The organism is Nocardia sp. NPDC004278 (assembly GCF_053602975.1).
Genome location: NZ_JBSGEQ010000008.1, coordinates 176,730 through 195,540 on the forward strand (window position 1 = coordinate 176,730; position 18,811 = coordinate 195,540).

Annotated in this window: 15 protein-coding genes and 4 tRNA genes; 8 read left to right on the plus strand and 11 right to left on the minus strand. The window is 65.8% G+C overall.

From position 1 onward, the window contains the following. Window positions 1-271: 271 nt before the first annotated feature. From phoU to ACWEO2_RS15155, 4 genes are all read right to left on the minus strand, one after another. A complete protein-coding gene (phoU, locus tag ACWEO2_RS15140; protein ID WP_452405823.1) occupies window positions 272-934 on the minus strand; it encodes a phosphate signaling complex protein PhoU in 663 nt (220 codons plus the stop codon). Between the two features lie 101 nt (window positions 935-1,035). Beyond that, entirely contained in the window at window positions 1,036-3,549 is a 2,514-nt protein-coding gene (locus ACWEO2_RS15145) for an LCP family glycopolymer transferase (RefSeq protein WP_452405824.1), read from the minus strand. A 303-nt stretch (window positions 3,550-3,852) separates the two neighbouring features. Further along, window positions 3,853-5,001, minus strand: a complete 1,149-nt coding sequence (gene dusB / locus ACWEO2_RS15150) for a tRNA dihydrouridine synthase DusB (protein ID WP_452405825.1) — start codon at window positions 4,999-5,001, stop codon at window positions 3,853-3,855. Between the two features lie 89 nt (window positions 5,002-5,090). Further along, window positions 5,091-5,957, minus strand: coding sequence for an SDR family oxidoreductase (locus tag ACWEO2_RS15155; protein WP_452405826.1), 867 nt, complete (start codon window positions 5,955-5,957; stop codon window positions 5,091-5,093). A gap of 231 nt (window positions 5,958-6,188) precedes the next feature. On the opposite strand from ACWEO2_RS15155, the gene ACWEO2_RS15160 reads away from it, so the two are divergent. Then, window positions 6,189-6,842, plus strand: coding sequence for a hypothetical protein (locus ACWEO2_RS15160; protein ID WP_452405827.1), 654 nt, complete (start codon window positions 6,189-6,191; stop codon window positions 6,840-6,842). A gap of 121 nt (window positions 6,843-6,963) precedes the next feature. On the opposite strand, the gene ACWEO2_RS15165 is transcribed toward ACWEO2_RS15160, so the two are convergent. The 3 genes from ACWEO2_RS15165 to ACWEO2_RS15175 all read right to left on the minus strand — a co-directional run bounded on the left by ACWEO2_RS15165 (window position 6,964) and on the right by ACWEO2_RS15175 (window position 9,027). Next, window positions 6,964-7,926, minus strand: a complete 963-nt coding sequence (locus tag ACWEO2_RS15165) for an acyl-ACP desaturase (protein WP_354961786.1) — start codon at window positions 7,924-7,926, stop codon at window positions 6,964-6,966. A gap of 278 nt (window positions 7,927-8,204) precedes the next feature. Continuing rightward, on the minus strand, window positions 8,205-8,771 hold the full coding sequence (locus tag ACWEO2_RS15170; protein ID WP_452405828.1) for a DUF937 domain-containing protein: 567 nt from the start codon (window positions 8,769-8,771) through the stop codon (window positions 8,205-8,207). 183 nt (window positions 8,772-8,954) lie between these two features. Beyond that, a tRNA-Lys gene (locus ACWEO2_RS15175) sits at window positions 8,955-9,027 on the minus strand. A gap of 849 nt (window positions 9,028-9,876) precedes the next feature. Here ACWEO2_RS15175 and ACWEO2_RS15180 point away from each other — a divergent pair. The 4 genes from ACWEO2_RS15180 to ACWEO2_RS15195 all read left to right on the plus strand — a co-directional run bounded on the left by ACWEO2_RS15180 (window position 9,877) and on the right by ACWEO2_RS15195 (window position 10,943). Next, the gene (locus tag ACWEO2_RS15180; protein ID WP_355181856.1) at window positions 9,877-10,542 is read left to right on the plus strand and encodes a TetR/AcrR family transcriptional regulator; all 666 of its coding nucleotides are present in this window, start codon (window positions 9,877-9,879) and stop codon (window positions 10,540-10,542) included. A 93-nt stretch (window positions 10,543-10,635) separates the two neighbouring features. Continuing rightward, a tRNA-Glu gene (locus ACWEO2_RS15185) sits at window positions 10,636-10,708 on the plus strand. Between the two features lie 29 nt (window positions 10,709-10,737). Next, window positions 10,738-10,811: transfer RNA gene (locus tag ACWEO2_RS15190), tRNA-Asp, on the plus strand. A gap of 58 nt (window positions 10,812-10,869) precedes the next feature. After that, a tRNA-Phe gene (locus tag ACWEO2_RS15195) sits at window positions 10,870-10,943 on the plus strand. Between the two features lie 116 nt (window positions 10,944-11,059). On the opposite strand, the gene ACWEO2_RS15200 is transcribed toward ACWEO2_RS15195, so the two are convergent. Together ACWEO2_RS15200 and ACWEO2_RS15205 are read right to left on the minus strand one after the other, a co-directional pair. Continuing rightward, window positions 11,060-12,250, minus strand: coding sequence for a 4-hydroxybenzoate 3-monooxygenase (locus ACWEO2_RS15200; RefSeq protein WP_452405829.1), 1,191 nt, complete (start codon window positions 12,248-12,250; stop codon window positions 11,060-11,062). A gap of 82 nt (window positions 12,251-12,332) precedes the next feature. After that, window positions 12,333-13,106 carry an AraC family transcriptional regulator gene (locus ACWEO2_RS15205; RefSeq protein WP_452405830.1) on the minus strand — a complete coding sequence of 258 codons (774 nt, stop codon included), beginning with the start codon at window positions 13,104-13,106 and terminating at the stop codon, window positions 12,333-12,335. A 324-nt stretch (window positions 13,107-13,430) separates the two neighbouring features. Between ACWEO2_RS15205 and ACWEO2_RS15210 the strand changes: the two genes are divergently transcribed. The 3 genes from ACWEO2_RS15210 to ACWEO2_RS15220 all read left to right on the plus strand — a co-directional run bounded on the left by ACWEO2_RS15210 (window position 13,431) and on the right by ACWEO2_RS15220 (window position 14,853). Beyond that, complete coding sequence (locus ACWEO2_RS15210; RefSeq protein ID WP_355181858.1) at window positions 13,431-13,613, plus strand: DUF6374 family protein; 183 nt, start codon at window positions 13,431-13,433, stop codon at window positions 13,611-13,613. 83 nt (window positions 13,614-13,696) lie between these two features. Continuing rightward, window positions 13,697-13,882 carry a hypothetical protein gene (locus tag ACWEO2_RS15215; protein WP_452405831.1) on the plus strand — a complete coding sequence of 62 codons (186 nt, stop codon included), beginning with the start codon at window positions 13,697-13,699 and terminating at the stop codon, window positions 13,880-13,882. 251 nt (window positions 13,883-14,133) lie between these two features. Further along, a complete protein-coding gene (locus ACWEO2_RS15220; protein ID WP_452405832.1) occupies window positions 14,134-14,853 on the plus strand; it encodes a polyprenol monophosphomannose synthase in 720 nt (239 codons plus the stop codon). On the opposite strand, the gene ACWEO2_RS15225 is transcribed toward ACWEO2_RS15220, so the two are convergent. Beyond that, window positions 14,850-16,316 carry an HAD-IB family hydrolase gene (locus tag ACWEO2_RS15225; protein ID WP_452405833.1) on the minus strand — a complete coding sequence of 489 codons (1,467 nt, stop codon included), beginning with the start codon at window positions 16,314-16,316 and terminating at the stop codon, window positions 14,850-14,852. The genes ACWEO2_RS15220 and ACWEO2_RS15225 overlap by 4 nt on opposite strands. Further along, window positions 16,316-18,769, minus strand: coding sequence for a glycerol-3-phosphate 1-O-acyltransferase (locus tag ACWEO2_RS15230; RefSeq protein WP_452405834.1), 2,454 nt, complete (start codon window positions 18,767-18,769; stop codon window positions 16,316-16,318). The genes ACWEO2_RS15225 and ACWEO2_RS15230 overlap by 1 nt, the downstream gene beginning before the upstream one ends. Window positions 18,770-18,811: the final 42 nt, after the last annotated feature.

The window sequence follows — 18,811 nt, forward strand, 5'->3', positions numbered from 1 at the left end:
CCCGTACCCGGCGAGTTACCCATGTGCTCGCGAAATCAGCGGAACCGGCTGAAATGCGAAAGGCCCGCGCTACGGCGCGGGCCTTTTTCGCTCTGTCGGCAAATGTAACTTGTTCGAGCTGTATGAACGCCACGCCGTCGTCCCCGGTTTGCGCCCGGATCCAGTGGATCCGGCGATCGGAGCGACGGCGCGGCGCGTGCCTTGTCCCGTTGCGGGGATGTTCGCGTGCGTGCCCTGGTTTTGCCTGGTCCGGTGAGCGGTTTCGCCGGGATCAGGCCTCGGCGTCGACGTCCGGCGGTAGCACGCCGGTGACCAGGAAGATCACCCGACGGCCGATCTCCACCGCGTGGTCGGCGAAGCGCTCGTAGTAGCGGCCGAGCAGGGTCACGTCGACGGCCGCGGCGACGCCGTACTTCCAGTCGCGGTCCATCAGCAGGGTGAACAGGTGACGGTGCAGATCGTCCATCGCCTCGTCGTCCTCATTGAGCTGGGCGGCGCGCTCGGGATCGCGAGTCTCGAGCACCTCCCTGGCGCTCTCGCCCATATTCACCGCGATACGGCCCATCTCGGCGAAGTAGCCGTTCACCGCCTCGGGGAGCGCGTGATTGGGGTGGCGCCTACGGGTCACCTTGGCGACGTGTAGCGCCAGCGCGCCCATTCGGTTCACATCCTGGACGATCTGGATCGCGCTCACGACCTGCCGCAGATCGCCGGCCACCGGTGCCTGCAGCGCAAGCAGGGCAAACGCCTTCTCCTCGGCGTCGGTGATCATTTCGGAGATCCGGTCGTCCTCGCTGATCACCGACTCAGCCAGGGTGAGGTCGGCCTGGAGCAGTGACTGGGTGGCCCGGTCCATTGCCGAACCCGCCAGACCAGCCATCTCGCCCAGCAGGTGGGCAAGATCGGCCATTTGCTCGTTGTAGATGACACGCATGAAATCAGACATTAGTGCCCACTGCTGACCTAGTCACCAACGCAGGGTTAATGGGTGGTGCCGAACATTAGCGACGGTGTTGCCCCAGTTCGGGGCTGTACCTACTTGCAGGTGTCGTCGGCGGCGTTGACGTGCTCCAGATCCGAGGGCAGTGTGACCGGTGCCGCACTCGATACCGTGACCGACACATTCGAGATCGGATCACCGACCGGCGTCGGAGTCTTCACGGTGCCCGCGTAGTCGGCGCCGATCACGACCTCGACGATGCCGCCGAGATCCTTCGCTTCCTCCATGGTCGCCCCGGGCAGGGAGCTGGCCACGGTGGCCGCCTCGGCCTCATGGCCGGACCCGAAGCGGACCTTGGTGGCGACCTCGGAATTCCCGCCGGAGTAATTGCCGGTGTTGTAGATCTGGAAGCCCTGGTTGCCGAGTTTGGTCGCCGCCTTATTGGCCACGCCCGGCGTCCCCGAACCATTGGAGACCAGCAGCGACACCGTGCCCGGATCGACCGCGAACAGCTTCGGCGGCGCCGGTTGGGCCGACGGGATCGATCCGGGGGCCGGAGCCGACTTCTTCTCGCCCGGCAGCGGCTGGTCATCGATGACGGCGCGGAAGATCGCCTTGATATCGGACTCGCGGGGGATCTCATTGCCGTACGAGGTGGTGCCCGCGGTCGGGATGGTCAGGAAGGTGACCGCGCCGGCGTCGACCTTCTGCAGCGAACGGCCCAGGGTCAGCAGATCGGTGGGCTGGACCTTGTCCACGAAGGTGTGGCTGGTGAACGCGGAGATGAAACCGTTCAACTTGCCGGGATCGAAGAGCACCCGGCTCGACAGCGCACCGCGCAGCAGCGAGGCCAGGAACCGCTGCTGGCGGTTGATCCGGTCGTAGTCACTGCGTTCCTCGCCGTAGACGTGCCTGGCGCGCACGTAGTTGAGTGCGGTCGCGCCATTGATGCGCTGTCGGCCCGGATTCTCCAGCACGGTGCCGAGGATGCCGTCCTGGATCGGCTTGGGGGTACAGACATCGACGCCGCCGACCTGGTCGACCATCGCCTCGAAGCCGGCGAAGTCGATGCCGATGAAGTGTCCGATACTCAGGCCGGTCATCTTCCGGATCACATTGACCAGACACTTCGGTCCGCCGAGTGCGTATACGGCGTTGAGCTTGTCACCCATGGCCGAGGGAAACACCTCGCTGGTGTACTCGGCCTTGTCGTTGTCCCAGGCGTTGCACTGCGGCCGGGTGACGTCCAGGTCGCGCGGGAACGAGACGACCACGACGCGCGAGCGGTTCTTGGGGATGTTCACCAGCATGACAGTGTCGGCGCGGGCGCCCTCGGCGTCGTCGAGCGTGCCGGCGCCCACCTGTCCGTTGACACCGGCGCGGGTGTCGGTGCCGACGAGCAGGTAGTTCTCATCGCCGAGCTGTGCGCCCGAGTCGACGACATCCTCGGGATGGTCGTCGAGCGCGGAGACCTGGGTGAAGCCGTTGGCGGTCGAACGCAGATAGCTCCAGCCCGCGCCGGTAACCAGGAGTGAGACCACCGCGCAGATCGTCATGGTGGCCCGGCCCGCCAGTTGCAGCCGCTTACTGCGGCGCTGCCGACTCGCAGCGAGCCGGGACAGGCCGACGCGGGTCGATGCCGCGGCCGTCTTGGGGGCCTCCGAATCGGTGGTCGGCCAGCCGTTGGCGCGCTTTTTGGCGGGCGGGGTGTCCTCGACCGGGGGAATGACATCGGTGACGACCTCGGGCGGCTCATTCTCGCCGGACGCCGTCGCGGTACGGCGCTTCGCGGGGTGGGCGGCCGTCGAGGTACCCGCGATGTCGTCGACAACTGCGGAGGACCCGGCTCTGCGAGTGGTGCCGGACGCGCGAGGCGGCGCGTCCGCCTTGCTGGCCGCTGGGGTACTCGATGTGCGGGGCGGTGCGTCGGCCTTGCGTCCGGCCGGGATGCTCGACGTGCGCGATGGTGCGTCCGCTTTCGGCCCGGCTGGCATGCCCGACGTGCGAGGCGGTGCATCGGCCTTGCGCCCGGCCGGGATGCCCGATGTGCGGGGCGGTGCGTCGGCCTTGCGCCCGGCCGGGATGCCCGACGTGCGCGATGGTGCGTCCGCTTTCGGCCCGGCTGGCATGCCCGACGTGCGAGGCGGTGCATCGGCCTTGCGCCCGGCCGGGATGCCCGATGTGCGCGGTGGTGCGTCGGCCTTGCGTCCGGCCGGGATGCCCGATGTGCGCGATGGTGCGTCCGCTTTCGGCCCGGCTGGCATGCCCGATGTGCGAGGCGGTGCGTCCGCCTGACGTCCGGCAGGGGCGCTCGATTTGCGCGGTGGCATATCGGACTGGCGCGCGGAGTCCGCGGACCGGGACGGGGCGGATTCCGGGGGTTGCGGAGCGGCGCTCTCGGACTGCCGCCTGCGTCCGGAGCGTTCGTTGTCGACCTTCTGGACCAGGTCCTGAACCGTCAGCGGGGCCGAGCCGGGTTCGGAATCGTTATGTCGGGCTCTGCGGGACGACCGTGCGCCGTCCCGGTCGGTGTAATCCGCCGTGGGGTAGCGCTCCCACGGGGCGCGACCTCCGGGCCGTGGCGACTGCCCGTGCCGATCGTCACCCACTAACGAACCTCGCTTTTCGTCTCTGCTGCCGTTTCGGCCGCTTTCGACCCGCATGACCGATTCCGCCAATGATAACGATTCCGCCACGGCGAGCCAGCCCAGTGCGAAATCAACAGGCCGCAGAGGTGTTTCGGAACTGCATGCGCGCTGGTGGGAGGGTTTTTGACGATCGGATTTCATTTCGAGTGCACACCGATCACGCCGGTGTGACCGAAGCACCTCGCACGAGACGATCCCGTAGCGATTGCTTGCAGGTCGCTCGAAAGGATCCCGTAGCGACTGCTTGCAGGTCGCTCGAAAGGGTCAGCCGCCGCTGTGCATCAGATCGGCACCCGCCGGAACGGCCGGATCGTCCGGATCATCGAGCCAGCCGTGCGGCAGCGCCACCTTGCCCGGTGACCCCTGGCGGCCGCGCGGACCTTCGGCATCGCGGGGGAACGGCGCGGTCGGGTCGAGTTCGCCGATGAGATCCTGCAATTGGGTGAGACTCGACACAGTGGCGAAGCTGCGGCGCAGCTCGGCGCCGACCGGGAAGCCCATCAGATACCAGGCCATATGCTTGCGCAGATCGCGCATGGCCTTGTCCTCGCCGAGATGTTCGGCGAGGAGCGCGCCGTGCCGGTATAGCACCTCGCCGACCCGGCCGAGATTCGGCGCCTCGGGCAATGCTTCGCCGCGCAGTGCCGCCTGCAGTTCGGCGAACAGCCACGGGCGGCCGAGGCAGCCGCGCCCGACAACCACTCCGTCGCAACCGGTTTCGTCCATCATGCGCACCGCGTCGGCGGCGGAAAAGATATCGCCGTTGCCGAGCACCGGGATCGTGGTGACGGCTTCCTTGAGTCGGGCGATCGCGCTCCAGTCGGCGTGGCCCGAATAGCGCTGTGCGGCGGTGCGGGCGTGCAATGCGACGGCCTTGGCGCCCTCGGCCTCGGCGATGCGGCCTGCGTCCAGGTAGGTCAGGTGGTCATCGTCGATGCCGATGCGGAACTTCACCGTCACCGGGACACCGGCCGGTTCGGCACCCGAGACCATGGCCTTGACGATCTTGCTGAACAGCGCGCGCTTGTACGGCAGTGCCGCGCCGCCACCCAGCCGGGTGACCTTCGGTACCGGGCAGCCGAGATTGAGATCGATGTGATCGGCCCAACCCTCGCCGACAATGATCCGCACGGCCTCGCCGAGCGTGGCCGGATCCACGCCGTACAGCTGCATCGAGCGCGGATGCTCATCCTCGTCGAAGGACATCATGTGCAGCGTCTTCTCATTGCGCTCCACCACCGCGCGCGCGGTGATCATCTCGCACACATAGATTGATGTGGAGCTGCCGAACTCCCGGCACAGCTTGCGGAACGCCAGATTCGTGATGCCCGCCATCGGTGCGAGCACCACCGCCGGATCGACCGGATACGGCCCGATCCGCAGCGTGCTCTTGGCCTCAGCGGTAATAGTCACGCCCACCAGTGTCTCATCCGCCCCGAGGCAGCGCCGATGCCACCGCTGTCCGATATGCGCTGGCGCACGCCGGTTCGGCGCGATACGACCTATAGGTTGCGGAGTCTGCGGTGGTAGATCTCGCGTACGGCGGGATCGGGCTGGGCATAGGCCGTTGTCGCGCCGGTGAATTCGGCGACGAGCAGCTGGGCGCGGTAGGGCAGCAGCTGGGCCGACTTGATAATGGCCGCGAGTCTGCGCGGGACGGTGGTCAGCGGCTTGTTCGTCCGTACCGATCGCACGATCGCCTGCGCGACATCCTCCGGATCCACTGTGGTCAGCGGCGTGATCCAGTTCGGCATATTGGCACCGGCCGATAGTTCGGTGCGGACGATGCCGGGCAGCACCGCGCCGACGTGCACACCGTGCTCCTTCATCTCCAGGTGCAGCGCCGAGGTGAACCCGACCACCGCGTGTTTGGTCGCACAGTAGGTGGCCAGGCCCGGAAAGCCCTGTGTCCCGGCCAAGGACGCGATATTGATCAGATGTCCGCTGCCGCGGTCCTTGAACCGTTGCACCGCGAGCCGGGAGCCGTGGATCACCCCGTTGAGGTTGATATCGATGATCCGATCGGTCATCTTCTCGTCCTCATCAGCAAACAGGCCGGTCGGCATGATTCCGGCATTATTGACGAGTACGTCCAATGGCCCGAGTTCGCTGTCCACGGTGTCGAGGAATGCGGCGAAGGCGGCGCGATCGGTCACATTGAGCGGCAGACCGACGATCTTGGCATCCGGATCCGCACCCAACTCCGCCGCCGTCTTCGCCACCAGTTCGACATCGATATCGCCGATCGCGACCGCGGCGCCTGCCGCGAGGAATGCCTCGGCGGTGGCGCGTCCGATACCGCGCGCCCCTCCGGTGATCGCGACGACCTTGCCGGTGAGCGTCCCGTTGTCCTTCGATGTGCTGGACATGTCCTCGGCCTCCTACGGTCCTATGACTGTGGCCGGTCGGCGCAGCGCGCCGTCGGCGGCGATACCTTCAGTGTCGAGGTTTGCGGCCGGCTCGTCGGCGGATTCGGAATAGCGTTCGAACTGGCTGCACACTCCCGGTGCGCCGAGGGTGCCAGGGCCTTCTCGGACGCCCTCAGTAGCCTGTTACTCGCGGGTATCGCCCGTGACCACCAGACTCATCGGAGAGGACGAATGACGGAACGGATCGAGGGCACCGCATCAGGCAGGGACGGCGACTCCGGTATGGAGTCGGACAAGACTGCCGAGACGAGGGCATCCGATACGAAGGCCGATACGTCCGGGCAGCGTTCGGACCGGCAGTCGGGAACCGTATCGATTCGCGTCTCCACCGTGGTCACCGGCGCCGTAATCGGCGCATTGGTGATCGCAGTCGGCATATTGACCGGATTGCTGTGGTCGGCGCGCAGCGATCTCGCCGAGCAAAAGGATCGGGCGGCCGCGGATAAGAGGGCCGAACAGGTCGCCAGCGAATATGCGGTCGGCGCGGCCACCGTCAATTACCAGGACATCCCGTCCTGGGTGGCCAAGCTGAAGGCGAATACCGTTCCGCAGCTGGCAAATAAGTTCGATGCGACCGCGCCCAAGCTCGAACAGATTCTGGTTCCGTTGAAGTGGACCTCCACCGCCGCGCCGATTACCGCAAAGGTGATGTCGGAACAAGGCGGTGTCTACAAAGTCGACGTGTTCGTAAATGTGAGTTCGACGAATGCGCAGAGCCCGGAGGGCGCGCAGACAACGGTGACCTACAACGTCACACTGGATAAGAACTCGGACTGGAAGATCACCGATGTCGGCGGTGTCGACGGCGCACTGCCGATGAAGTAGGGCCGCCGCGAGTTTCGGCGGTTGAACCTAAAAACTCGCCGAAGAGATCGGCGTTGCCGGATATAAACGCGCCGCCGCCGGAGAAATCCGGCGGCGGCGCGTTGTCGTTTGCGGGGCGAGATCAGCTGGCGACCCCGGCCAGCTCCCGCTTCTTCGCCTCGCGGGCGAGCATGCGGTCGCGCTGCTCTTCGAACTTGATGACGTCCTGGCCCAGCTTCTCCAGGAACAGACCGAGCCGCTCGCGGACGGCCTCACCGCGCGCGGTGAAGTCGGTGCGCTCGAAGATGTTCCACTTCTTGAGCACCGGCTGTACCACCTCTTCGAGGTGCTGGCGCAGGTCGTAGATGCCGTGCTTGGCCATCAGCACGCCGTTGCGGCGGAAGTTGGGCATACCCGCGCCGGGCATCTGGAAGTTCTCCAGGATCAGAGTGATCGCCTCGAGCGCCTGGTCGGGGGACAGGTCGAGGGCCGCGCCGCACATGTTGCGGTAGAAGATCATGTGTAGGTTCTCGTCGGCGGCGACGCGCTGCAGCATGCGGTCGGCGATCGGGTCGTCGCAGACCCTGCCGGTATTGCGGTGGCTGACCCGGGTGGCCAGCTCCTGGAAGGTCACGTACGCGACCGAATGCAGGAAGCCCGCATCGGCCTCGGTGGGGGAGGCGAAGCCGTTGGTCATGTGGACCATGCGCGCTTCCTCGAGCGCCACGGGATCGACGCCACGGGTGACAACGAGGTAGTCGCGCATGACGATGCCGTGGCGGTTCTCCTCGGCCGTCCAGCGGCCGACCCAGGTGCCCCAAGCGCCGTCCTGGGAGAAGTTCTCAGCGATCTCGCGGTGGTAGGAGGGCAGGTTGTCTTCGGTCAGCAGATTCGTGATCATGGCCGCCTTCGCGACCTCGTTCAGTCGGGACTGCTCCGGGTCCCAGTCCACGCCGCCGAGTGCCGCGAAGTTGCGGCCTTCATCCCACGGGACATAGTCGTGCGGATGCCATTCCTTTGCCATGGAGAGGTGCCGGTTGACGTTTTCTTCGGCAACCGGCTCCAACTCCGTGAGCAGCTCGAGTTGAGTCAGATCCCTTGCCATATACAAGCCCTTCATGTGTGCGTGGCGCTCTTGCTGGTCAGTCCCCTGGTTAGACCGTGTCGATGCGGCCATACCTTACGGCACCGTAGGTGTGATGCGAAACGCATCCGGCCGACAAAGAACACGTCGTGATAGACGTCATACGCCAACGTTGGCGTACGACAACCATCCCGAGTGTAGGGGGTTGGTCCGCGTGCGGGGTCTATCGCTATGGCCCGAGAGTCGTTAGCCCAGCGTGGGACATCGCACAGAGTCGGGAGTGTCGGCGCGGGCGAGCCTCAGCGTTTGCGCCAGAAAAGACCGTCCAGCATGCTTTCGAGCGCACCACCTGCGTTCTCGGCCAACGCTTCTCCGATCGTGCCCCCGATGCCGCCGCTGTTGCTGCTGCCGCCGAGCAGACCGCCGAGCATGTCGCCGATGCCGCCGCCCGACTGTGTCCGCGGCGCCGCCATGCCGTCACCGCCGCGGGTCAACTGCTCGGCCGGATGGGCCATCACGATGGGAGCCAGCATTGGCAGCAGCTTGGCGACCAGGTCGTTGCCGACGGTGCCCGCGGTCGCGCCGAGCGCGCTGATCACCGCATTCTGCTTCGCGCCGTAGGCCTTGTCGACGATCTTCGACCCGCTGGCGATATCGACCTGACATCCGCCGCGCCCTCGCCTTCGACGAGTTCGCCCGTGCTGGTCCAGCGCGCCGATCAGAGCGCCCGCCGGTTCGGTCGCGTTGGCCGGTGATCCGCCGAGCAGGGTCGGCAATGCCGCCTTTACCGCATTCGTCGCAGTGAGTTGGTCGACACCCAACTTTGTCGGCGAGCTGTGCAATGGGAACTCGGGAGAGCAGATCATCGAAGGGCGTCATCGTCTCCACATGTTGTCGGGGGGTGTCCCCGGTGTGCGGGGACGTGCCCGCGGTATGGGAAAGCCTGCCCGAAAATGTGCCGATTCGCGGTCGGTGCCGACGTACGTCGGGTGTGCGAACGGACCGAAAAAGACTCAGGCGTCCGGTATGAAACCGGACGCCTGATGCGGTGCCCCCAGTAGGGCTCGAACCTACGACCTGCGGATTAAAAGTCCGTAGCTCTACCAACTGAGCTATAGGGGCGCGGAGGGACAGTGTAGTTGGCTCGGCGCGGATCGGGTAACCGGGGGCGGGACGCGGCAGGTGGGCCGCGGTTCGGTTCGCTCGGGGTTACCGGGGGCGGGGGCGAGTCATGCTGGTGTAGCGGGTAACACGGCGCGTGCGCGCGGCGATGCTGCGGGTAAACGTTTGGTGCCCAGCTTTGTTCATTTCGCCCGCGCCGGGCTACCATCCAATCATGTTGCGTACCAATGTCTTTGGATTTGCGGGGGGTGTAGGGTCAGCGCACGGGGGGACGCAGCGAGGCGGCTGGCCGGTGTCGCGCGGTCGGTGCCGCGGCGATCGGTGCGCTGGTCGACTCGGGTGAACGGTGCTGCGTCGCTGCCGAATTCGGAAATCAAAGCGGCTCGATCGCGTGATTGCGCGATGTTAGCTGTAACAGATATCCGGATGTTTCGTCCGCTCGAGTCTTCGGTTTGCCGCGTGTCGGATGGCCTTTCCGGGTACCGTGACGACTTGGTGAATTACGGAGGAATCGCCGACTTACCCGGCGATCCGGAATTCGGCTTATCGTTGTTGTGCCCGAACGTGTCGCGACCGGTACGGCCGATCGTGACCTCCTACGAGTCGACGCCGGGGGAGGCAGATCCGAGACGAAGTAATGCCCAGGTGCGCACCCCCTGCGGCGCACCTGGGCAGGAAAACTATACCAGCTGGTGTGTTTCAGGATTTTCGCAAGTTTTCGTACCGAAAGTTTGAAACTGGGCGAAATCCCGGTTTGAAGTATTGATAAAACTCATAACTTCGCGCCAAGGGTCCGTTCCATTGGGGGGCACCGTTTGGCGGCGAGTAGGCTTCGGAGGCGTTTCGAGCATGGCACGGCAGCAAGAGCGGGCCCGCCGGACACGCGCGGCGATAATCAGGTCCGCCGCCGTTGAGTTCGGGAAGAGCGGCTATGCCGCTGCATCGCTCAACCGCATATTGGAAGGTTCACGCGCCACTAAGGGCGCCATGTACTTTCATTTCGATTCCAAGGAAGATCTGGCACGCGCCGTTCTCGACACCGCGGTCGAACGATACCGGGCATCGGCCGAACGTTGGCTTGCCAGAACCGATCTCGGTCCGCTCGATGTGCTGCACGGGATGATCGACGAGATGGCGTTGCGGCTCGAGCACGACATCATCGTGCAGGCCGAATTCCGGCTGATCATCGAACCGGACTTCTATCGCGATGTGCAGACCGGCGGCGGTCGGATCCTCGGCCGCGCGACCAGGGCGCTCGCGATCCGGGCCATCGATCAGGGGCAGCTGCGCTCCGACGCCGACCCGGACCGCTTCACTCGCACCCTCTCCGCCGCGCTGGCCGGCCAGCGCTACCTGGTGGACATCCTCGGCAACGGGGTCGATCTGCGTGCCCGGTTCCAGGAAGCGCTCGAGGTCGTGGTCGAGGCGATGGCCACCCAGGAGTGGGAGGAGAAGTTCCGCAATGACGGCTGGCGCGCCCAGGCCCGGCTGGAAGAGCTCGGATTGGGAGCCTGAACAGCCGATTTGGGAAACGTGGTCGGTCTGTCATAAGCTATCCCAGCTCCCAACGGACAGCCGTTGAAGCCGATCCGGAGAAATCCGGGGCGAGCCCCCTTCGTCTAGCGGCCTAGGACGCCGCCCTTTCAAGGCGGTAGCGCGGGTTCGAATCCCGTAGGGGGTACGGTCTTCGGATCGTTGGAAGTAACGCAAGGCCCTGTGGCGCAGTTGGTTAGCGCGCCGCCCTGTCACGGCGGAGGTCGCGGGTTCGAGTCCCGTCAGGGTCGCAAGTGAGCGCCGGAGTAATCCGGCGTTTCGCGTATGGCATTCACCACGGGTGCCTGCGGCCAGGTAGCTCAGTTGGTACGAGCGTCCGCCTGAAAAGCGGAAGGTCGCCGGTTCGATCCCGGCCCTGGCCACTCAAAAACGAGGGACCCCTGCGTACACAGAGCGCACGCGGGAGTTCCCTCGTCTTTTTGGTTTTTGGGGCTCATCGACCGGACGTCCTTCCGCTCTACGCCCGCCGCCAGGCCGGTTAGTTCAGCCCGGCGATGAACTCACTGAACAGTCGGTTCGCCGAGCCGGACTCGAACAGGCGCGCAAGGTCTGCTCGGGCGATCCGGTGCCGGAATTCGCCTTGATGCGAGGCGTCGGCGGCGTTGTGCACCAGTTCGGTCCACCACGTCGCGAATGCCTGGTAGTTCCATACGTGAGCGAGACACGTCGACGAGTATGTGTCGAGCAGGCTCGAGTCGTGATCCGTCCGGTAGCGGACTACGGCGTTCGCGAATACCTCGGCGTCGTGCAGGGCGAGGTTCATTCCTTTGGCGCTCATCGGGGGAGCGATGTGGGCAGCGTCCCCGAGTAGGTACAGCCGACCGTAACTCATCGGGTCGTACACCACACTGCGCAGCGGAACCAACTGCGTGCTGCTGATCGGGCCGCGGGACATGGGCTCACCGAATCGAGTCTCGAGCTCGTCCCAAATGCGCTCGTTTGTCCACTGTGGAGTACCGAGCGGGCACTGCAGATAGAACCGGCTCGCGTGTGGACCGCGAGCGAACTGCCCGGCGAATCCACGTGGGTGCAGCGCCATCATGGACTGGTGATCGGCGGGCACCTCCGCCAGGATGGTCAGCCACGCGTACCCGTACTCATGCGAGTGACGCGTGAGTATCTCATCGGGGATGGCGGCCCGGCTGACCCCGCGGTCACCGTCACAGCCGGCGATGAACTCGCAGCTGATCACCCGTGCCGAGCCGGTGCTGTCCCGGTAGCGGACGAGCGGGCGTTCGTCACCGGCGAGGTTCTCCACCGAGACCTCGGCGTCGAAGCGCAGGTCTCCACCGTCGCTGAGGAAGACATCGATCAGGTTGCGGACAAGGACCTGCTGGGGGCAGAAACGGCCGTCGCCGTGATCGTTCGAGTCGAGTTCGAGGGCGCGCGTCTGTCCATCGATGCGGAAGTTCAGCGCAGACTCGGTCGGGACACCGCCGACCACCCGATCTTCGAGCCCCCACGCACGGAACATGCGTGTCGCCCGGGTATCGATAACCCCGGCCCGCTGCCGCTGCTCGACGTACTCGCGGCTGCGCTGCTCCAAGATGACGCAATTGATCCCGCTGTGTAGCAGGAAATTGCCGAGCGTGAGCCCGGCGATTCCCGCTCCCACGATCACCACGGTGGTGTTCTCGTCCGCTTCGAACGTTGGTTGGTTTGTTGGCATACCCCATGGTCGCTGGACCTCGGTGCTGCGCGGTACCGGTATGTTGACGCAATATGCCGGAAACCCGCCAAGTCTGTGGTGCTCATGGGTCTCCGCGTCGGAGTTCCATCTGATATCGCCCCGGTGTTCGGCCGATGATGGCGGTGAATGCTTCGATGAAGCTGGTCGGGTTGGCCCATCCCAGCCGGGCGGCCGTATCGATGACCGCATCTCCCTCGGTAAGCCTGATGAGCGCGTGCTGGACCCGCAGCAGGCTCCGCCACTGATGAAAGCCCATCCCCAGCTCGGCCTGGAACAGGCGGCTCAGGGTCCGTTCGCTGGCCCCGACCGCCCGCCCCAATTCCGCCAACGTCGACGGTGCCGCGGGATCGGCATGCAGTAGGTCCGTGACCGCACGAAGACGATCATCGGCCGGCTCCGGAAGGTACAGGGTCTGCTCGCGACCATCGACCAGTTCGTCCACGACCACCCCGCGAAGCCGGTCCCGCGCCTCCGGCCGAAGCTCACGACCACTGGTGAGCACCAGCAACGCCTCCCGCAGCAGCGGGGATACCGCGAACACCATTGGCTGGTCCGGCAGCGACGCGCACAGTGTGCCGGATATTTCCACCACCCGGACCTCCGTTTGCCCGTACGCGCGGTGGTAGTGCTCGAAACCCGGCGGCGTCCACGCGACACAGTTGGCCGGGGCGACCCACGTGCCCCGCTCTGTCGTGGTGGCGAGGACGCCCGCCGAGGGATACAGCAACTGCCCCTCCGTATGACGGTGCGGCGTGACAGCGTCCCCGTGCGCGAGCAGCCCCCGCTTATCCACGATCTGCGTGACCAGAGCGGGCTTCTGGTGGATATCAGGCACCATGTGAGCCTATTGTCGGCCGACGTCGATAATGGCCGCCACCGGCTCCGGCGCCCAGTCTCGTCAGACTGATAACAGCGTGGTCGAGTGAGCGATAGTGCCGCTGATCGCGCGGGTTTGCCGCTGTTCACGCCCGGTATAGGCCGTGCTGGGGGTTCGATCGCCGAGCTTGGTGTGGATGTAGCTGACGCGGAATCGGTGGACCTCGATGTCCAGGCATCCCTCGATGTGCTCGGAGCGTAAACCGAGCAACCCTGCTAAGAAGTTCGAGCGCTAGAGGAGTTCGCTATCGAAAATTTGTTCGATCAGCGGTAGTCTCCGGTTATGCCGGACAGTTCTCGCCTCGACCGGGCACGGACGAACCTCGAGCAGGTTCGCGGGCAACTCCTCGACGCCGCCGCATTCGGCAAACATCTGACTCCCGAGCAGTTGGAGAACGCGGCCGGAAAGATCGGCGAGGGGATGCGGATCTACGTCGAGGCGACGCAGGGGCGCGCTCACGGATAGATCACCGGTCCGCACCGACTGCGCATGAGCCGGGATGGCCGGAAATCTCGGTGCGGTGATCATGGTGGTGCAATGCTGGGGGCATGGCGGAGAAGTGGTACTACTGCTTGAAGCATCAGCGGGCCGAGAACGGGAAGCAGTGCTGGTTCCGGGATCGGATGGGGCCTTATCCGGATCAGCGGACGGCCGAACGGGCCTTGGAGATCGTGCATGCGCGCAATGCCCGCGAGGATGCCCGGGATCGGGATTGGCGCGACGAGCAGAAGTGAGGGCGCGTCAGGGGCGGTGCGGGGCAACTGATTTCATCCCAGGAGTGGGGCCGCGGGCCGGAGTGCCCGGGCGGTGGGCGGTGCGATCTGCGAGGTAGTCGGCATGTCGCCGGAAAACGGGCGGTGACGGGAGCCCGTATGCGCTCAGGAGCTCTTTAGGTCGATCAAGTACGGTTCTTTGCAATCAGACGAATGCTCGGGGTCCTGTCGTGGGTCAGCGGGCTGGAACAGGTGAGCAGGGAGGGCGACCCTTGAGGGTTACCGTTGTTGTGCCGACCTACAACGAGCGGGAAAATCTGCCGGTTGCGGTGGAGCGGCTGACGGCGCTGCCGGTGCCCGACCTGCATGTGCTCGTGGTGGATGACAATTCGCCGGACGGTACCGGTGAGGTCGCCGACAAGTTGGCGGCGGAGCTGCCGAACGTGGTCGGCGTGCTGCACCGAACCGAGAAGAACGGATTGGGCCGCGCCTACGTGGCCGGGATCACCCGGGCACTGGACGAGGGCGCCGATGTGGTGATCCAGATGGACGCCGACCTGTCACATCCGGCCGAGGTCATTCCGGCGATGCTGGAGAAGCTGAACACCACCGATGCCGGTGTCGTACTCGGTTCGCGCTATGTGCCCGGCGGGTCGACCGCCGAGGAATGGAAGTGGTACCGCAAGGCGCTGTCGGCGTGGGCCAACTTCTACGTGAACCTGATCCTGCGGATCGGTGTGAAGGATGCGACCGCCGGATTCAAGGCATGGCGGGCCGACACCCTGCGCGCCATCGACGTGGCCTCGATTCACAGCAACGGGTACTCGTTCCAGGTCGAGATGAACTACCGGACCGTGCAGAAGGGCATTGGGATCGCGGAGGTTCCGATCCGGTTCGAGGAGCGCACCCTCGGCGCCTCCAAGATGAGCCTCAAGGTGCAGCTGGAATCGGCGCTGATGCCGTGGAAGCTGCTGTTCGGCCGCGCGGTCTAGTCCGGCGCGGGCCAGTTCAGCAGGGTGTCGAGGTAGCGCTGACGGACAGCTTCGACCTGGTCGTCCATATCGTTCGGATCCCAGCCGCTGACGTCGATCGGGTCGAGGATGGCGACATCCACCGTGCCCTTACGCGCGACCATCGAATTGCGCCAGTTGACCTCGCCCGCATTGCGGATCACCACCGGGATCACCGGCACCCCGGCCTGGATCGCGATGTGGAAAGCGCCCTTCTTGAACGGGCCGATACCCGGCGTGTACGACCGGGTCCCCTCGGGCGCGACCACGATCGACAATCCATCGCGCAACGTCCCCACCACCGGGGCGAGGGCCGCCTTGGCCTGTGTGGTGTTGGCACGGTCGATAAAGGTGACACCGACGAACCGCATCAGCGGACCGAAAATCGGATTCTTGGTCAGCTCCTTCTTGCCGATTCCCGTCACACCACCCCCGAGCACCTTGGGCAGGATGATGACGTCGAATTGGCTCTGATGGTTGAACAGGAAGACGGCGGGCCGCGGCGCACGGGCGTGCTGCGCACCGGTGACCCGCAGTCGGATCCCGGTCGCCGCCAGCGTCGCGCCGGTCCCATCGGCCATCAGCGCATCGGCCATCTGCCGCCGCTGATGGGTGTACGACTTGGTCAGCACGCCGAATAGCGCCCCGCCCAGCAGTCCGGCGAATCCGGCGATGGTGCGTAGATAGTCACTCGGGCGTGGCGGTTGCCGAGGACGGAAGGTCACGATCGGCCAATGCTGTTCGGCGGCAGCGATGCCGAGCTTGCGATCGGGATTCACCGCGACCGGATATCCGACCACCGATAGCAACGGCAGATCGGCGATGCTGTCGGCGTAGGCGTAGCTGTGGGTGATATCCAGGCCGTGTGCCGCGGCGAATTCGCGGACCGCATCGGCTTTGCCATTGCGCCACAGCGTTCTTCCCTCGGCGTATCCGGTCAGTACGCCGTCGGTCGTCGCCATTCGGGTGTACAGCACATGGTCGATGCCGAGTGCGTCCGCGGCGGGCTCGACCTGGAACCGGGTCAGCGCGGTCACCAGTACCACGGTGTGCCCCGCGGCCTCGTGCGTGCGGATCAGCTGCCACGCTTCGGGATACAGATGTCCGTAGATGGTGCGCCGGAACAGCCGCTCGCCCAATTGCTCCAGTTCGGCCTCCGGATGGTCGGCCAGTGTGCGCTCGGCCTGCTGTAGAAACCGACCGTATTCGCCGTCGGTGAGCCCGTCGCGGATACCGCCGAGCAGTGTTTTCGCGGGGGCTCTGTCGCGCTGGAGTCTCCGCCGCCACCAAGGCGGACGTGCGAAACCGTCCACCACGGTGCCACCGAAATCGAAGACCGCGGCGATCTGCGGTCCCTGCGGTCCGGATCGGATCGCGGCAATCGCCGTCGCCAGATCCGCTGGGGTCGCTCGGTGCTGCGACTCCGCGGTATTCGATGACTCCATCAGGCCCCCAGCCCGGGCCGATTCGACGGATCGAGTGCGGCGGCCTGCGAGATCAGGGCGGCGATGGTGCGCAGCTGATCGGCGAACTCGATTCGGCGCCGGGTCAATTCGGCCCTGCGCTTGGCCGAATCACGACTCACCGGAGCCAGCAGGCCGCGGTTGTCCGCGAGTTTCAATGCGCTGGTGAACAGTTCGGTGGAGACCGACTCCGGACTGTGCAGCCGCTGCTGCAACAGCATCTGTTGGCCGACAGCGACGCATTCGTCGATGAATTCCTTGCGGTCGATCTGCTCGGCGTTATCGCGGGCCGCCAGCCGCTCGGCCACCACCAGCTGCGCGTCGACGAACGAGCGCAGCGCACGGTGGGCCATCATGAATCCGGAGGCGGTGAGCTTGTGCAGAATGTCCACTCCGAGCGTGTCCTCGGCGGTGTGGGCATACCAATCCGGATCGACCAGCAGCATCTCCGCGGTCATCTGCGCCGAGAATTCGGCCCGCTCCGGGAAGAAGAATTCGAACTTCAGCAGATCGCGTAGCTCGAAGGCCTCGTCCCAGCCGGCCCGCAGCTGATCCGGCGCCTGCTTCTCCAGCCCCGCCAGGATGGACAATTCGAGGATGGCGCGGTTGATGAACCAGTGCACCGCGCTATTGCGATAGAATGCGGCCTCCAGGTGCGCACCCGCTTCGATCGAGTAGACCGGTTCCAGCCCACCGCGATACACCGTGACGACCCTGGCCAGCGACAGCTGCTCGAGCACGACCGCCAGGCTCTGTTCATCGCGCAATGCCGCCAGCTCGCCGCGCGGCAGATCGCGCTTCTCGATATAGCCCAGCACCGGGGCCAGCACGGCGCGCACCTCGCCGAGGGTGAGCGCGCGCTCGTGCACACCGAGCAGCGCCAGCGTGACCAGCGCGTTGACGGTGATCGGCGTGACCTCGTTGATGCCGACGGCGACCTCGAAGGCCAACCGCTGCACCGCCTTTCGCTCCAGCTCTGCGACATGCTCGGACTCCGCCGTCGCGGTCGGCTGGGGCGCGGACCGCTCGACGCCGTGCAGCGGAATCGTCACCGGCGGCGGGGTGAGCGGATCACCGTATGCCGCAAGGCGATCGCGCGCCGACAGCGGCGCACCGAAGCGCACGTAGACGTGTCCGGCCGAATGCTGTTGGCTGCGTACATAACGCGCCAGCCAGGCCAGCCCCTCCGGCTTCTTGGTCCCGCCCACCTGCTCGGTCGCGATGGCGCCGAGTTCGTTGAGCCGCTCATAGGTGATCGAGACCGGGACGAGCAGGACATCGTCGATCCGATTCGAACGGACCGCGGCGGCAAGGTAGTTCAGCAGTCCGTAGCGCGGTGGACGCAGCTTCCCGGTGCGCGTCCGGCCGCCCTCGAAGTACCACTCCATATTGAATCGCTTGGACAGCAGATAGGCGAAGTACTCCTCGACCACCGCCTTGTAGACCTCGTCGTCACCGAAGCTGCGGCGAATGAAGACGGTGCCGGTGCGCCGGGCGATCGGTCCCATCGGCCAGAAGCTCAGATTCGCGCCGCCGATCACATGATTCGGCGGGAAGTCATTGCGGGCCAGCACATCACCGAGGACGAACGCATCGACATAGGACCGGTGCGAAGGCAGGAAGACCAGCGGATAGCTCCGGTTGAGCGCGCGCAGTCCGTCCAGACCGGTGTCGTCGGAGTCCACCTTCCAGGTCGAGGCGTGGACCGGGCGCATCGCCTGGGTGAACAGATCCGTGACCAGCCTGCTCTGCGCGGCGACGAGTTCGCGCAGCGCCTTCTCCGCCCGCCGGTACACCTCATGCGGACTGGCGCCGAGCTGATCGGCGATGAATTCGAGACGGCGCAGGAATTCCGGGGAGTCCAGGATCTCCTCGGCTACCAGCCGCGGCACCTTGTACCGGTCGCCGATGACGGAGCGTTCCGCGCGTTCCAGCGCGACCACCGCCGCGCGCACAATGGCGCGGGCGAACGGCTCGGTGGAGCCCTTGACCAGCAATGCCGCCGCCTCCGGATTATTGGCGCGCAGCTCGCTGAGCAGGGCGGGCTGACCGGTGAGCACCACGTGCCGGTCCGGCTCGCCGACCAACCGGCGCTGTGCGAGGCGGTTCGGCTTGCGTGGATTGGTCAGCAGGGCCAGGTCGGCGAAGGTGATGCGTCGGACCCCGTCGCGCTCGGGCGGTAGCCACAGCACACGGATCGGTACCACGAGTGGATCGTCGCGCCGTCCGACCAGTCGAGCGCCGATCGCGCCCGCGTCCAGATCCAACTGGGTGACGGGTGCGTCGATGCCGAGTTCGTGCTCGAGCCCGCCGTCGGCGAGCCAGGCGCCGACGAGTTCGCGTTCCACTCCGGAGCCCGCGTCGATGAGCGCCACCACCGATCCGGGTGCGGTCGCTCGAGCCGGAGCGGGCGAATCCCCGCGGTGATCGATCATGCTTTTCCTCCGCAACTGCCGATCCCCCTATTCAAGCCCGCC